Source organism: Pseudofrankia saprophytica (assembly GCF_000235425.2).
Taxonomy (GTDB): Bacteria; Actinomycetota; Actinomycetes; order Frankiales; family Frankiaceae; genus Pseudofrankia; species Pseudofrankia saprophytica.
This window is the reverse complement of the sequence record NZ_KI912266.1, coordinates 793,315-806,895: the sequence shown is the minus strand read 5'-3', so window position 1 is coordinate 806,895 and position 13,581 is coordinate 793,315. Positions and strand designations below refer to the sequence as shown.

The following is a 13,581-nucleotide window of genomic DNA, read 5'->3' as shown; positions in this document are numbered from 1 at the left end:
GGCGTGCCACCCGCCGCGGCGACGGCTCCGTATGCCTCGGCCGCGGTGATGTCGATGGAGTCCGCCGGGCCGCGCGGGGCGCGCGGGCCGGCGTTCGAGCCACGGGCGGCCGACGGCCGGTCGCTGCGGGTGCTGGTCGTCGACGACGAGACCGTGCTGGCCGAGCTGCTGACGATGGCGCTGCGCTACGAGGGCTGGGACGTCGCCGCCGCCGGCACGGGGAAGGCCGCGCTGCGGATGGTCGACGAGTTCCAGCCGGACGCGGTGGTGCTCGACATCATGCTGCCCGACATGGACGGGCTCGCGGTGCTGCGCTCGATGCGGACCGTCCGCCCGGACATCCCGGTGCTGTTCCTGACCGCCAAGGACGCGGTCGAGGACCGGGTCCTCGGGCTTACCGCCGGCGGCGACGACTACGTGACCAAGCCCTTCAGCATCGAGGAGCTCGCCGCCCGGCTGCGCGGGCTGATGCGCCGGGTGCACGGCAAGGTCGCGGCCCGCCGGAACGTCCTCGTCGTCGGCGACCTCAGCCTTGACGAGGACAGCCGAGAGGTCTATCGGGACGGTATGGAGATCCACCTCACCGCGACCGAGTTCGAGCTGCTCCGGTACTTCATGCGCAACCCGCGCCGCGTGCTGAGCAAGGCCCAGATCCTCGACCGGGTGTGGAACTACGACTTCGGCGGCCAGGCGAACGTCGTCGAGCTCTACGTCTCCTACCTGCGCAAGAAGATCGACGTCGGCCGCCAGCCGATGATCCACACGATGCGTGGCGCGGGCTACGTGCTCCGCTCCGCCTTGCCGGCCGTGCAGGCGACGCCGGCCGCGGCGGGCCCGGCGGCCGCGGCGTCGCCGGAGTGAACGTCGCCGGAATGGACGCCGCCGGAATGGACGCCGCCGGAGTGGACGCCGCCGTGGCCCAGCGGCGGTCGTCCCGCCCTCGGCGGTCGTCCCGCTCCGCACGTCCGTCGCGCGCGCCGCGACGGATGTTCGCGCCCTGGCGGTGGTCGCTGCGGGCAAGGCTGCTCGCGCTGCTGGTCCTGCTGCTGACGGCCGTCTCCGCGACGATCGTTGGAGTGACCGCCCTCGAACTGCGCTCCTACCTCGTCAAGCAGGTCGACGGCCGTCTCACCGCGGTGGACGACCGGTGGCGCAAGCCTCCGCCGGACTCCCAGCGGCTGATTTCCGGCACGGTGCCGGGGTCCGCGAGCGAGACGCCGACGGAGGGCGGGACGCCTGGCGCCGGCGATGCCGCCTCAGGCGATGGGCTCATCTCCGGCGGTGACGGCGCGCTGTTCGGGCCACGGGCGGGGACGGGCGTACCACCCTGGCAGGGCACGCCGGCGGCCTTCGTCGGCCTGCTCGGCCAGACGCCGGGCACCATCGCCGCGCGCATCGTCAACGGCAAGGTCGAGACCGCTGTCGTTCTCGGAAAAGACAACGTCATCACGAAACTCGCCACCGACGTCACGGACAAGCTCGCCGCCGTGCCCGCGAACAGGACCGTCCAGACGATCACGCTTGGTGACCTCGGCTCCTACCGAGTGATGGCCGGACCGGTCCCCGACGGCAGCCTCGTGGTCGTGAGCGGACTGTCGCTCGCCGAGGTCGACGCCACCGTGAACCAGCTGCTCATCATCGCCGGCGGCGTCGCCGGCGGCGGGGTGCTGCTCCTCGGGGTGATCGGTGCGGTGACGGTCCGGCGCACGCTGCGGCCGCTGCGCCGGGTCGCCGCGACCGCCGCCCAGGTCGCGGAGCTTCCGCTGGACCGTGGCGAGGTCACGTTGCGTGTCCGGGTTCCGGACGTCCATACCGATCCATGGACCGAGGTCGGCCAGGTCGGCGCGGCGCTGAACAACCTGCTGGGCCACGTCGGCGCGGCGCTGGCCGCCCGGCATGCCAGCGAGACGCGGGTCCGCCAGTTCGTCGCCGACGCGAGCCACGAGCTGCGCACCCCGCTTGCCGCGATCAGCGGCTACGCGGAGCTCACCCGGCGGATCAGCGATCGAAACCCGGGCTCGGCCGATCCGGCGGGAGCCTCGGTGCCTCCGGAGATCGCGTACGCGATGAGCCGGGTGGAGTCCGAGACGAAACGGATGACCACCCTGGTGGAGGACCTGCTCCTGCTTGCCCGGCTGGACTCGGGGCGCCCGCTGGAGCACGGCTGCGTCGACCTGTCGCTGCTGGTCGTCGACGTGGTCAGCGATGCGCACATCGCCGCGCCCGGGCATCGCTTCCGCCTGGACCTCCCGCCCGAGCCGGTGACGGTTCGCGGCGACCAGGCCCGCCTGCACCAGGTGCTCGCGAACCTGCTGGCCAATGCCCGTACCCACACCCCGCCGGGCACATCCGTCACCATCGCCCTCGACGTGGTCCCTGCGGACTCCGCGGCGGGGACAGCCGCGGCGGGAAAGGCTGGGGCGGGGAAGGTCGCGGCGGGGAACGTCGCGGCCGGCCTGGAGCACGGCGAGATCCGGCTCTCGGTGACCGACGACGGACCCGGCATTCCGGCGGAACTGCTGCCCAACGTCTTCGAACGGTTCGCGCGGGGCGACTCGTCACGGTCACGCAACGCCGGCAGTACTGGTCTGGGACTGGCGATCGTCGCCGCGGTTGTCGAGGCCCATGGTGGACGCATCACGGTCACCAGCGTCCCCGGCCGCACGGTCTTCACCGTCATCCTTCCAACGATCCAGGCGCCACCGCCGGTGCCGCCGGCGGTGGCGGGCGTAGCCGGCGCGCTGTGTACGGCGGTCGACGCCGCCGCCGCCGTGGCCGATCCCGCCGCCGTGGCCGATCCCGCTGACGCGGCCGATCCCGTCGCCGTCACGGGGGCGATGGCCGCCGTCGCCAGCTCCGCGAGCGCCGGGTGGGGCCAGCGGCCGATCTCCACGCGCGGCTGACGACACCGGCGGCTGTGAGCCTCGCTCGGGCCATAGGCCCACGGCGGTGCCATCAGCCCTCGGACCACCGGTCACGCGTGGCTCGCTCTGTGTGCGGACCGGTGGTTCCTGTCGTATTTCCGTCATCGCCGCGCATGCGTCGGGGACCTGCCGCGGCGGCCTCCTTGCCGCGTTGTTTCGTCACGTTTTCCACTCGTCTTCCGGAGGTTCAGGAAAAGGAGAACGTCCGTGCGGTGGAGCATTCACAGCCGGCCCACAGGTTTCCGCAATGGAGAACACAGGACCGGCATCGAACCTGGTGCCATGGCCACGACAGTGCATCCGCAAGGCGGCGCCACCGCGATGGTCGAGCACATTCTGGCTCGGCCTCCTCATCCGGGGGCGCGTCCCCTGCTCGACGTGGTAATCCCGGTGTACAACGAGGAGTCCGATCTGGAGCCGTGTGTCACCCGGCTGCGCCGTCACCTCGTCGAAACATTTCCCTACCCTTTTCGGATCACGATCGCCGACAACGCCAGCACCGACCGCACGCTGGCCGTGGCGAACGAGCTAGAGGCAAGGATTCCCGAGGTCGCGGTCCTCCATCTCGACGCGAAGGGCCGCGGCCGGGCGTTGCGCGCGGCCTGGGGGGTGTCCCAGGCGCCGGTGCTCGCCTACATGGACGTCGACCTGTCGACGGACCTGGGCGCGCTGCTGCCGCTGGTCGCGCCGCTGATCTCCGGACATTCGGACCTGGCGATCGGGACGCGGCTCGCACCGGGTGCTCGCGTGGTGCGTGGCCCGAAGCGCGAGGTGATCTCCCGCTGCTACAACCTGCTGCTGCGGCGAGCGCTGTCGGCCCGGTTCTCCGACGCGCAGTGCGGCTTCAAGGCGATCCGCGGCGATGTCGCCCACGCGCTGCTGCCCCTTGTGCAGGACACGGGCTGGTTCTTCGACACCGAGCTGCTCGTCCTGGCGGAGCGGTCCGGGCTGCGGATCCACGAGGTGCCGGTGGACTGGGTCGACGACCCGGACAGCCGCGTCGACATCGTCGCCACCGCGCTCGCCGACCTGCGCGGAATCGCGCGCCTGGGCCGGGCACTGGCGAGCGGGCAGCTGCCCGTCCGGGAGCTGCGCGCCCAGCTCGGCCGCGCGCCGTTGACGACGCAGGAGCCGCTCATCCCGTCCGAGGTGTCCGACGCGTCGGGCCAGCGGCAGCTGATCCAGCAGCTCGCGCGGTTCGGGACCATCGGGGTCGCGAGCACCGCCGCCTACCTGGCGCTGTTCGTCCTGCTGCGCGGCCCGCTCGGCGCGCAGGGGGCGAACCTCGTCTCGTTGCTGCTCACCGCGGTCGCCAACACGGCCGCCAACCGCCGGCTGACCTTCGGCATCCGCGGGGTCGGCGCCCGCAGCCAGGTCGAGGGACTGGTCGTCTTCGGCCTCGGCCTGGCGCTGACCAGCGGCGCCCTCGGCGGTCTGAAGGCATTCGCTCCCGACGCGGGGCGGGTGCTCGAGCTCGCCGTGCTGATCGGCGCCAACCTCACGGCCACGCTGCTGCGCTTCGTCGCCTTCCGCGCCTGGGTGTTCCACCCGCGCCGTGGCGGCCATTCCGACGTGCCTCGCCCCCAAGCGGAGCGGCCGAGCGAGTCGGTTCCCGGCAGCCTCTTCCAGCCCGTCCGTCCCCGCGAGCCAGAGCAGGAATCATGACCTCCGACCAGGGCGCCTGGGGCGCTCCCCGCTACTCGGCCGGCCAGAACCCGGTGGCCGACCATCCGTACCCCGTGGAACCGAGCCAGGTCGCCGTCGTGGACACCTGGCCGGGAGAGCACAGGCTCGCCGACGCACCCGTCGCCGACCTGCCCACCGCGGACTCACCCGTCGTCGAGCCACCCGTCGCCGAGCCACACCCTGGCGGGAGGCGTCGCGCTCACTCCGGTGGAGCCGCGGGGCGCTCGGGCCGGCTCACTCGGCTCGTGCGCGGCCGGCCCGAGGACCCGCGCTGGGCGCGTCCCGCGCTGCTCGTCCTGCTCGCCTTGACGGCGGTGCTCTACCTCTGGGACCTGGGCGCGTCCGGCTACGGAAACAGCTTCTACGCGGCCGCCGTGCAGGCCGGCACGTTGAGCTGGAAGGCACTGTTCTTCGGCTCGATCGACTCGTCGAACTACATCACCGTCGACAAGCCGCCCGCCTCGCTGTGGATGATGGCGCTTTCCGGCCGGGTGTTCGGGTTCTCGAGCTGGAGCATGCTCGTGCCGAACGCGCTGTGCGGCGTCGCGAGCGTCGGCCTGCTCTACTCCGCCGTGCGGCGGGTCGCCGGCCCGGCCGTCGGGCTCGCCGCCGGGGCGCTGCTCGCGCTCACGCCGGTGGCGGTGCTGATGTTCCGGTTCAACAATCCGGACGCGCTTCTCGTCCTGCTGCTCGTCATCGGCGCCTACTGCGTGACGCGGGCGTTGGAGGCGGCCTCGTGGCGGTGGTTGGCGCTGGCGGGCCTGGCGATCGGGTTCGGCTTCCTGACCAAGATGCTCCAGGCGTTCGTGGTGCTGCCGGTGTTCGCGCTGGTCTATCTGATCGCCGCGCCGACCCGGCTGCGTGCCCGGATCGGCCACGTACTCGCGGGCACCGTCGGTGTGATCGTCGGTGCCGGCTGGTGGGTGCTCGCGACCGTGCTGTGGCCGGCGAGCTCTCGGCCGTTCATCGGCGGCTCCGGGAACAACAGCGTGCTCGGCCTCGCGTTCGGCTACAACGGGCTGGGCCGGATCTTCGGTGGGGACGGCAACGGCGGCGGTGGTGGGAGCGGCGGTGGTCCGGGCGCCGTGGCGTCGGAGGCGCTGTCCGCGCTCGGATCGACCGGTCAGCAGTACGCGGGTGGCCTCGGCGCCGCGGGCGGAGCGACCGGGGCGGGCGGGACGGTGCCTGGCCTGAACGGCGCGGCCGGCTATGGTTCGGCCGCGTCCGACGCGATGGGTGGTGCGTTCGGCGGGGCGCCCGGTGCCGGCGGGCCTGGCGGTGGCGGTGGCGGTTTTGGTGGGACGGCCGGCCTTGGCCGCATGTTCAACGAGAACTTCGGCGCCCAGATCTCCTGGCTCATTCCCGCCGCGCTGATCCTGCTGGTCGGCGGCCTGTGGGCGACCCGGCGAGCCGCCCGCACCGACCGGGCGCGCGCCGCGCTGCTCCTCTGGGGTGGCTGGCTGGTCGTGACCGGCGTCGTCTTCAGCTACATGGAAGGCACCATCCACGAGTACTACACGGTGGCGCTCGCCCCCGGGCTCGCCGGAACGATCGCCCTGGGCGCACGGGAGCTGTGGCGCACCAGGGATGAGATCGTCAGCCGCCTGCTGCTGGCGCTGAGCGTCGGCGTGACCTCGGTCTGGAGCTACGTCCTGCTGGGCCGCACCGACTGGCAGAGCTGGTTGCGGGTTCCTGTCCTCGTCGTCGGCCTGGTCGGTGCCGCCGCGCTGCTGCTCTGGCCGGTCCTGCGGCGCTCGCCCGTTCGCCGGTCGGCCGCGGTGCTGGCCCTGGCCGCTGTGATCTTCGGAACGCTGGCCGCACCGACCGCCTACGCCCTCGAAACGGCCTCGGTGCCGCACACGGGCTCGATTCCGCTGGCCGGGCCCGCCTCGGCCGGTGGTGCCGGTGGCTTCCGGACGATGGGCGGCGGCGCGCCGGGGCAAGGCGCCGCGAACGGTCAGGAGGGCGCGCCCAATGGCCAGGAGGGTGCCCCGAGTGAGCAGGGGAGTGCCACGAGCGGTCAGGACGGCGACCTGACCGGTCAGGACCGCGGCCTCGGCGGTGGCGGTGGCGGCATGGAGGGGCAGGCCGACAGCGCTGTCACCCAGCTCCTCACCAGCGGATCCGACGGGTATCGCTGGGTCGCCGCCGTGAGCTCGGCGCAGAGCGCCGCGTCGCTGGAGCTCGCCACCGGCGGCCTTCCGGTGATGGCGATCGGTGGTTTCACGGGAAGCGACGAGGTCCTCACCCTGGACCAGTTCAAGCAGTACGTCGCCGACGGCAAGATCCACTACTACCTCGGTGGAGGCGGCGGCGGTGGCGGCTTCGGCGGCGGTGGCGGTGCCAACTCCCAGATCGCCAGTTGGGTCCAGGCGACGTTCACTTCCGTCACCGTCGGGAGTCAGACCGTCTACGACCTGACGAAGCCGGCGAGCTAGCGGCTCGTCGAGCCCGGCGCACGCAGCCCGGCGCTGGTACCGGCCCCACGGCCGGTACCAGCGCCGGGCTGTCGGCTCGGGAGCGGGTGGGTAGGCCGCGTGGATGTTCGCGGCGGTGCTAGTCCTTGGTCACGTTGAAGGACGCCCAGGCGGTGGTGGCGGCCCTGAGATGAGCGAGGAGCGCGGCGGTGACCGGCGGGTCGGGCGGCTCGCCGTGGACGGCGGCGCTGACCGTGCGGGTCTGGCCGGGCAGCCGGCTCGCCCGGACGCCGGGATGGCGATGCGCCTGGAGGGCCAGGCCGGGCAGGGTGGTCACGCCGAGGCCGGCGGCGACGAGCGCCTGGACGGCCAGGTAGTCGTCGGTCGTGAAGGCGATGTCGGGGCTGAATCCCGCGGTGGCGCAGGAGCGCAGCAGCGCGGTACGGCACCGTTCGCAGCCCGCGATCCAGCGCCGGTGGCGATGGTCGGCCAACCGGTCTCCCGCTAGGCCCGCCGGAGTCACCAGATAGATCGACTCGGTGAGCAGCGTCATCCGGCGTAGACCGTCGTCCTCCGGTTCGATCCACGTCGGGTCAGGCGACAGCCGTTCGTTCGGCGTCGGCCGCGTTGGTCGCGGAACCATCGCCGGTGCCGGTGCCGGTGCCGGTGCCGGTGCGGGTGCCGGTGCGGGCGTCGGTGCCTGCGTGACCGGGGTCCGCCCGCCGCCGGGCGGCGAGGCTTCCGGGTGTTCATCCCGCGCCAGGTCCCGGTAGGCGAAGAGCAGGGCGACGTCCGCCTCGCCGGCCCGCAACAGGCGGATGGCGTCCGGCGGCTCGGCCTCGGTGAGGCGCAGCTCGACGCCGGGATGGTCGGCGGCGAACGCTGCCGCGGCCGCGGGTACGAACGTGCCGAGCGCCGACGGGAACGCGACCAGACGGACCCGGCCGGCCCGCAGACCGGTGTAGGCGGCGAGCTCCGCTTCGGCCGCGTCCAGCCGGCCGAGGATCTCCTCCGCCCGTTCTGCCAGCACCCGGCCCGCTTCGGTGAGTCGAATCCCGCGGCCGACGCGCTGGACGAGCTGGCTGCCGGTTTCCGCCTCCAACCGGGCCAGGTGGTGGCTGACCGACGGCTGCGCGTACTGGAGGGCGCGAGCCGCGGCGGTGACCGAGCCGTGCCGGGCGACCGCGACCAGCACCCGCAGCCTGGTCATGTCCAGCATCCGGTCAACATATCAACGTCGTTGATAGTTCTAGCCGAAATCTGGCATTGGACCAATGGGAGACCGCGGCTGACCATGGTGACATGGATGACCGTCCTGCCGCCCGTGCCCTCCCGACATTCGACGACATCGCCGCCGCCCGGGACCTGCTGGCCGGCCATCTGCCCGCCACGCCGATGTGGACCTACCCGGCGCTCAACGCCGCCGTCGGGGTGACGATCTACGTCAAGCACGAGAACGTCCAGCCAACCGGCGCGTTCAAGGTGCGCGGGGGGCTGACGCTGCTTGCCGGCATGTCGTCCGAGCGGCGTGCTCGCGGCACCATCACCTACTCGACCGGCAACCACGCCCAGTCGATGGCCTATGCCAGCGCCGCCTTCGACGCCCCGTGCACGGTCGTCATGCCGACGACCGCCGCCGCCTCGAAGGTCCGGGCCTTGGGCGCCCTCGGCGCGACCGTCGAGCTGCACGGCCCGGACATGGCCGCGGCCCAGACCCGCGCCGAGGAGATCGCCGCCGAGAGCGGCCAACTGCTCGTCAGTCCCGGTGACACTCCCGAACTCATCGCCGGCGTGGGCACGGCGTATCTCGAGGTCGTCGAGGCGTGGCCCGACCTCGACGCGGTGATCGTCCCGATCGGTAGCGGGACCGGCGCTGCCGGCGCCAGCCTGGTCACCGCTCGGCTCGCGCCCCGATGTCGGGTGATCGGCGTCCAGTCATCGTCGGCGCCGGCCGCGCACGACTCGTGGCGGTCCGGAGAGTGCGTGCGCCGCCCGATCCGGACCAACGCCTGCGGCCTCGCCACCGGCCGTGGCTACGAGCTGCCGCAACGGGTCCTGCGCACCGGCCTCGCCGACTTCCACCTGGTCGACGACGACCAGATCGCCGACGCCCAGCGCCTGCTCGCCAGCGACGCGCACACACTGGCCGAAGGCGCCGGAGCCGCGGCCCTCGCCGCGATCCTCGCTCGTCCGGATGACTTCGCCGGCCAGCGCGTCGCGGTGGTTGTCACGGGCGGCAACGCCTCGGCCGCCGAGATCGCGGCCCTTTCGGTCGCCGCGACCGACCTCGCCGCGACCGACCTCGCCGCCACCGATCTCGCGGCCGCCGCCGCGTAGCCGAGCCGCGGGCGGGGCCCACCTGCATCGTGAGACTGGACCTACCGGGCTGCGAGATGGTACTTACCGGTTCGCGAGATGGTAATTATCGGATCGGGAGAGCGGGACCAGCCGGACGAGCGGCGGCACGCGCCACTTCTCGGGGCGCGACGGTCGCTCGGCGTGCTGTAGTGAGCCCGTGTGTGGTCTCAGGTGCCGGAACGGCCCGGCACCGAACCTGAGGAGGCGAGTGCGCTGAGCCGGAGAATGGGTTCCTGGTTCGAGGAGCTCCCGGTCGGGACGGTCGTCCACCACGCGATCACCCGGACGCTCACCGAGACCGACAACGTGCTGTTCACCACGCTGTCGATGAACCCCCAGCCGCTGCACCTCGACCACGAGTTCGCGTCCAAGACCGAGTTCGGGCGGCCGCTGCTGAACTCGATGATGACGGTCGCGACGGTCGTCGGGCTCGCCGTGCCGGAGCTGACGCTTGGGACCACGGTCGCGAACCTGGGTTTCGGCTCGATCGAGTTCCCCAAGCCGATGTTCGCGGGCGACACCCTGCACGTCATCACCGAGGTGACCAAGGCGCGGTTGTCGAGCTCGCGCCCCGGCGTCGGGATCGTGGAGTTCCGCCACGACGGCTACAACCAGTACGACGAGCTGGTCTGCCGCGCGTTCCGATCCGCGCTGATGCACTGCCGGCCCGCGGACGAGACGGACTGAGGGAGCCTCCATGGAGTTCGAGGAACCGCCCGAGCACACCGCCATCCGCGAGGCCGTGCGGGACATCTGCAAGGGGTTCGACGCCGAGTACTGGCGCCAGCACGAGAAGAACCACGAGTTCCCGTGGAAGTTCTACAACGAGATGGCCGCGGCCGGCTGGATCGGCACTGCCATCCCCGAGGAGTTCGGCGGCGGCGGTGGCGGCATCACCGAGGCCTCCATCGTGATGGAGGAGGTCGCGGCCTCCGGCGGCGCGATGAACGCCGCCAGCGCGCTGCACATCTCCGTCTTCGGCATGAACCCGGTCGTCAAGTTCGGCTCCCAGGCGCAGAAGGAGAAGTACCTGCCGCGGGTCGCCACCGGCGAGCTGCAGGTCGCCTTCGGCGTCACCGAGCCGGACGCGGGCACCGACACGACGTCGATCACCACCCGCGCCGTCCGCGACGGTGACGACTACATCGTGCACGGCCAGAAGGTGTGGACGACGAAGGGCCACGTCGCCGAGAAGGTGCTGCTGCTGGTCCGGACCACGCCGCTGGAGGAGGTCAGGAAGCGCACGGACGGCATGACGCTGCTGCTCGCCGACCTGCGCCGGCCCGAGGTCGACATCCACCAGATCGACAAGATCGCCCGCAACGCCGTCGGGTCCTGCGAGGTGCGCTACGACGGCCTGCGGGTCGACGGGTCCGACCTGGTCGGCGAGGAGGGCAGGGGCTTCAAATACCTGCTCGACGGCCTGAACCCGGAGCGCATTCTCATCGCCGCCGAGGCGCTCGGCATCGGCAAGGCCGCGCTGCGCGTCGCCACCCAGTACGCCAACGAGCGGGTCGTCTTCGGCCGCCCGATCGGCAAGAACCAGGGGATCGCCTTCCCGCTGGCCGAGGCACACATGCGCCTCGCCGCCGCCGAGCTCGTCATCCGGCAGGCCTCCTGGCGCTACGACCAGGGCCTTCCGTGCGGGGAGCACGCGAACACCGCGAAGTTCCTGGCGTCCGACGCGGCCTTCTTCGCCGCGGACCGGGCGATGCAGACCCACGGCGGTTTCTCCTTCGCCACGGAGTACCCGGTGGGCCGTTTCTGGGCCGAGTCGCGGCTGATGAAGATCGCTCCGGTCTCCCAGGAGATGGTCATGAACTACATCTCCGAGCACGTCCTCGGCCTGCCCCGCTCCTACTGACCGATCGGGCGGTGTCCCGGTGGCGGACGCTCCGCGCCCGCCACCGGGACCGCCTCAGCCACCGATGGCGAGGATGCGCCGGGCCTGCAGGACGAGCGGGGTGTCGACCATGCCGCCCTCGAAGTTGATCGTTCCGCGCCCTTCGCGCTGCGCCTCGTCGTACGCGTCGAGCAGCCGGCGTGCCCGGTCGTACTCCTCGGGCGACGGTGTGAACGCCTCGTGCGCCATCGCGACCTGGCCCGGGTGGATGCACAGCTTTCCGCCGTAGCCGAGGTCCCGGGCGAACGAGGCCTCCTCCAGGAACCGCTCCCGGTCGTTGATCGTGGTGGTTACCTGGTCGAGCGCCACGACCCCGGCGAGCCGGCAGGCGATCGCCACCTGCGAGCGGGCGTACAGCACCTCGGCGTTCGACCGGGTGCGCCGCCCGCCGAGATCGGCGATGAAGTCCTCGGCACCGAAGTACGCCGCGTCGACGCGGGCGTTCCTGGCTGCGTGGGCGAGCACCTCGGCCGCCCGGTGCACGCCCGCGACCGACTCCAGCCCGTACATCACCGACCGGTCGGTCACGCCGCGGGTGCGCAGCGCCTCGTCGAGCCGGTCGACGTCCTCCACCGTCTCGATCTTCGGCGCGACGATGCCGTCGACGTCGAGCGCCGCGTAGCAGTCCAGGTCGGCGTCGAAGTTCTCCGCGTCGGTGACGCCGTTCACCCGCAGCATGATCGCGCCGCCGAACTCGGCCCGCAGCTTCGGCACCGCGGTGACCGCGCCTTCGCGGCCCTCGGGCTTGGCGCCCAGCGGCGTCCCGTCCTCGAGGTCGACGATCACGATGTCGGCGCCGAAGCGGGCCTGCTTGGCGATCAGGTCCGGCCGGTTCGCCGGGGTGAACAGCGGCGACCGCCACCGCGCGACGCGACCGTCCGTCGACCCGTCGCCCGTCGACCCGCGCTCTCCCAAGGTCGTCATGGCGAGAACGCTAGCGGTCTTGGCCCGCGCGTTCACCTTGGATGTGACGCACTCCGGCGTCCCGCCGACCTGACCCGGCGTCTGCCTGCCCGCGGGAGGAGAGGCACGGGAGGAGAGGCGTGAGAGGAGGAGTCAGGCGCGGATACGGATCAGGGGGATGAGCTGTTCGGCTGGCGTGAGGGAGCCGTGGTGGCCGCGCATGGTGGTCAGTCGGGGTTCGACGTCGGGGCGGACGAGCACGCTGGTGCCGCGTGCCGCCGCGATGACGTCGCCGAGGCGGGGGATGGCCCGTTCGGTGACTTTCGGACCGAACCAGCCGTCCGCGACCGCCTGCTCGGCCGATACCACCCACGCGTGCTCGCCGAGCCCCTCGCGCCACGCGGCGAGGACGTCGCCGGCGGCGCCGGGCTGGGCGTAGACGTAGCGGGCTCGCGGCTCGCCGCCGATCGCGCGCACCCCGGCCAGCAGCGACGGCCGCCCGTCCAGGCTCACGTGGTCGTCCTCGGTGACGGTGACCATTCCGTGATCGCCCGTGACGACGAGCATCGAGTCGGCGGGAAGCTGCTCGGTGAGCGTCGCGACCAGCCTGTCGACCAGCGCCAGCTGTGCGCGCCAGCCGGCGGACGCCGGACCCAGCGTGTGCCCGGTGGTGTCCAGGTCGCTGACGTAGGCATAGACGAATCCCGGCGCGCGTAGCGCCTCGATGACGCGTTCGACCAGGGTGCCCCAGGTCGACGCGCCGGAGAAGCGGCTGCCGCGCAGCGCCATCCGGCTCAGCCCCGAATCGCGGTAGAGCGGCTGGGAGACGACGGTCACGGAGATCCCGGCCGCGGTGGCCTGCTCGAAAGCGGTCAGCTCGGGCTGCGCCTGCTCGGGCACGATGATGTCCAAGGCCGTGCTGTCCCGGCCCTGGAACTGCCAGCGCAGCGCGTTCAACAGCCCCTCGGCCCCCGGATAGGGCTCCCAGAGATAGCCGACCACCCCGTGCTCGCCCGGTGAGAGGCCGGTGCCGATCGAGGTGATGCTGGTCGCGGTCGTCGACGGATAGCAGGTCGTCAGGGCCGCGGAGCGGTGAGCGGCCAGGGTGGGAGCGACGTCGGCGTTCGCGGCCACCAGCTCGTCCCCAAGCCCGTCGACCAGCAGCAGGCAGACCGATCGTGCCTCGCCCAGCCCAAGCCGGGGAGCCTCGGTGAAACCCGGGGCTCCGACCGTGCCGAGCAATGCCGGCACCAGCTCGGCCAAGGAACCCTCGCCGTACCGGGGAAGCGCGGGAGACTGCACGCTCCGAGTCTCCCGCGCTTCCCGCCCGCGGTCGAACCGGTTGGACCATCCGTGCCCGTTCACCGCGCCACGCCCGTCCGTCCCGGCG

General features: G+C 72.3%; 10 protein-coding genes. 7 read left to right on the top strand and 3 right to left on the bottom strand.

Features of this window, described 5'->3' with window-relative positions; genetic code table 11:
* Positions 1–3 precede the first annotated feature (3 nt).
* The 4 genes from FRCN3DRAFT_RS42455 to FRCN3DRAFT_RS0203560 all read left to right on the top strand — a co-directional run bounded on the left by FRCN3DRAFT_RS42455 (position 4) and on the right by FRCN3DRAFT_RS0203560 (position 7,048).
* Positions 4–861 carry a response regulator transcription factor gene (locus FRCN3DRAFT_RS42455; RefSeq protein WP_007508738.1) on the top strand — a complete coding sequence of 286 codons (858 nt, stop codon included), beginning with the start codon at positions 4–6 and terminating at the stop codon, positions 859–861.
* Positions 862–872: 11 nt separating this feature from the next.
* Positions 873–2,903, top strand: coding sequence for a sensor histidine kinase (locus FRCN3DRAFT_RS57020; protein WP_269799808.1), 2,031 nt, complete (start codon positions 873–875; stop codon positions 2,901–2,903).
* Positions 2,904–3,245: 342 nt separating this feature from the next.
* The gene (locus FRCN3DRAFT_RS0203565; protein ID WP_063630208.1) at positions 3,246–4,589 is read left to right on the top strand and encodes a bifunctional glycosyltransferase family 2/GtrA family protein; all 1,344 of its coding nucleotides are present in this window, start codon (positions 3,246–3,248) and stop codon (positions 4,587–4,589) included.
* Entirely contained in the window at positions 4,586–7,048 is a 2,463-nt protein-coding gene (locus tag FRCN3DRAFT_RS0203560; protein WP_007508744.1) for a glycosyltransferase family 39 protein, read from the top strand. Before FRCN3DRAFT_RS0203565 ends, FRCN3DRAFT_RS0203560 begins: the two co-directional genes overlap by 4 nt.
* Positions 7,049–7,166: 118 nt before the next feature.
* Here the strand turns inward: FRCN3DRAFT_RS0203560 and FRCN3DRAFT_RS0203555 are convergent, their stop codons facing one another.
* Entirely contained in the window at positions 7,167–8,246 is a 1,080-nt protein-coding gene (locus tag FRCN3DRAFT_RS0203555) for a LysR family transcriptional regulator (RefSeq protein ID WP_027140210.1), read from the bottom strand.
* An 83-nt stretch (positions 8,247–8,329) separates the two neighbouring features.
* On the opposite strand from FRCN3DRAFT_RS0203555, the gene FRCN3DRAFT_RS0203550 reads away from it, so the two are divergent.
* From FRCN3DRAFT_RS0203550 to FRCN3DRAFT_RS0203540, 3 genes are all read left to right on the top strand, one after another.
* Complete coding sequence (locus FRCN3DRAFT_RS0203550) at positions 8,330–9,364, top strand: threonine ammonia-lyase (RefSeq protein ID WP_007508748.1); 1,035 nt, start codon at positions 8,330–8,332, stop codon at positions 9,362–9,364.
* 246 nt (positions 9,365–9,610) lie between these two features.
* Positions 9,611–10,072: a MaoC family dehydratase gene (locus FRCN3DRAFT_RS0203545; RefSeq protein WP_007508749.1), complete on the top strand. Its 462-nt coding sequence runs from the start codon at positions 9,611–9,613 to the stop codon at positions 10,070–10,072.
* A 10-nt stretch (positions 10,073–10,082) separates the two neighbouring features.
* Positions 10,083–11,249 carry an acyl-CoA dehydrogenase family protein gene (locus FRCN3DRAFT_RS0203540; protein WP_007508751.1) on the top strand — a complete coding sequence of 389 codons (1,167 nt, stop codon included), beginning with the start codon at positions 10,083–10,085 and terminating at the stop codon, positions 11,247–11,249.
* A 54-nt stretch (positions 11,250–11,303) separates the two neighbouring features.
* Here FRCN3DRAFT_RS0203540 and FRCN3DRAFT_RS0203535 read toward each other — a convergent pair whose 3' ends face one another.
* The gene (locus FRCN3DRAFT_RS0203535; RefSeq protein WP_051466120.1) at positions 11,304–12,212 is read right to left on the bottom strand and encodes an HpcH/HpaI aldolase/citrate lyase family protein; all 909 of its coding nucleotides are present in this window, start codon (positions 12,210–12,212) and stop codon (positions 11,304–11,306) included.
* 132 nt (positions 12,213–12,344) lie between these two features.
* Complete coding sequence (locus FRCN3DRAFT_RS0203530) at positions 12,345–13,493, bottom strand: alkaline phosphatase family protein (protein WP_007508754.1); 1,149 nt, start codon at positions 13,491–13,493, stop codon at positions 12,345–12,347.
* Positions 13,494–13,581 lie beyond the last annotated feature (88 nt).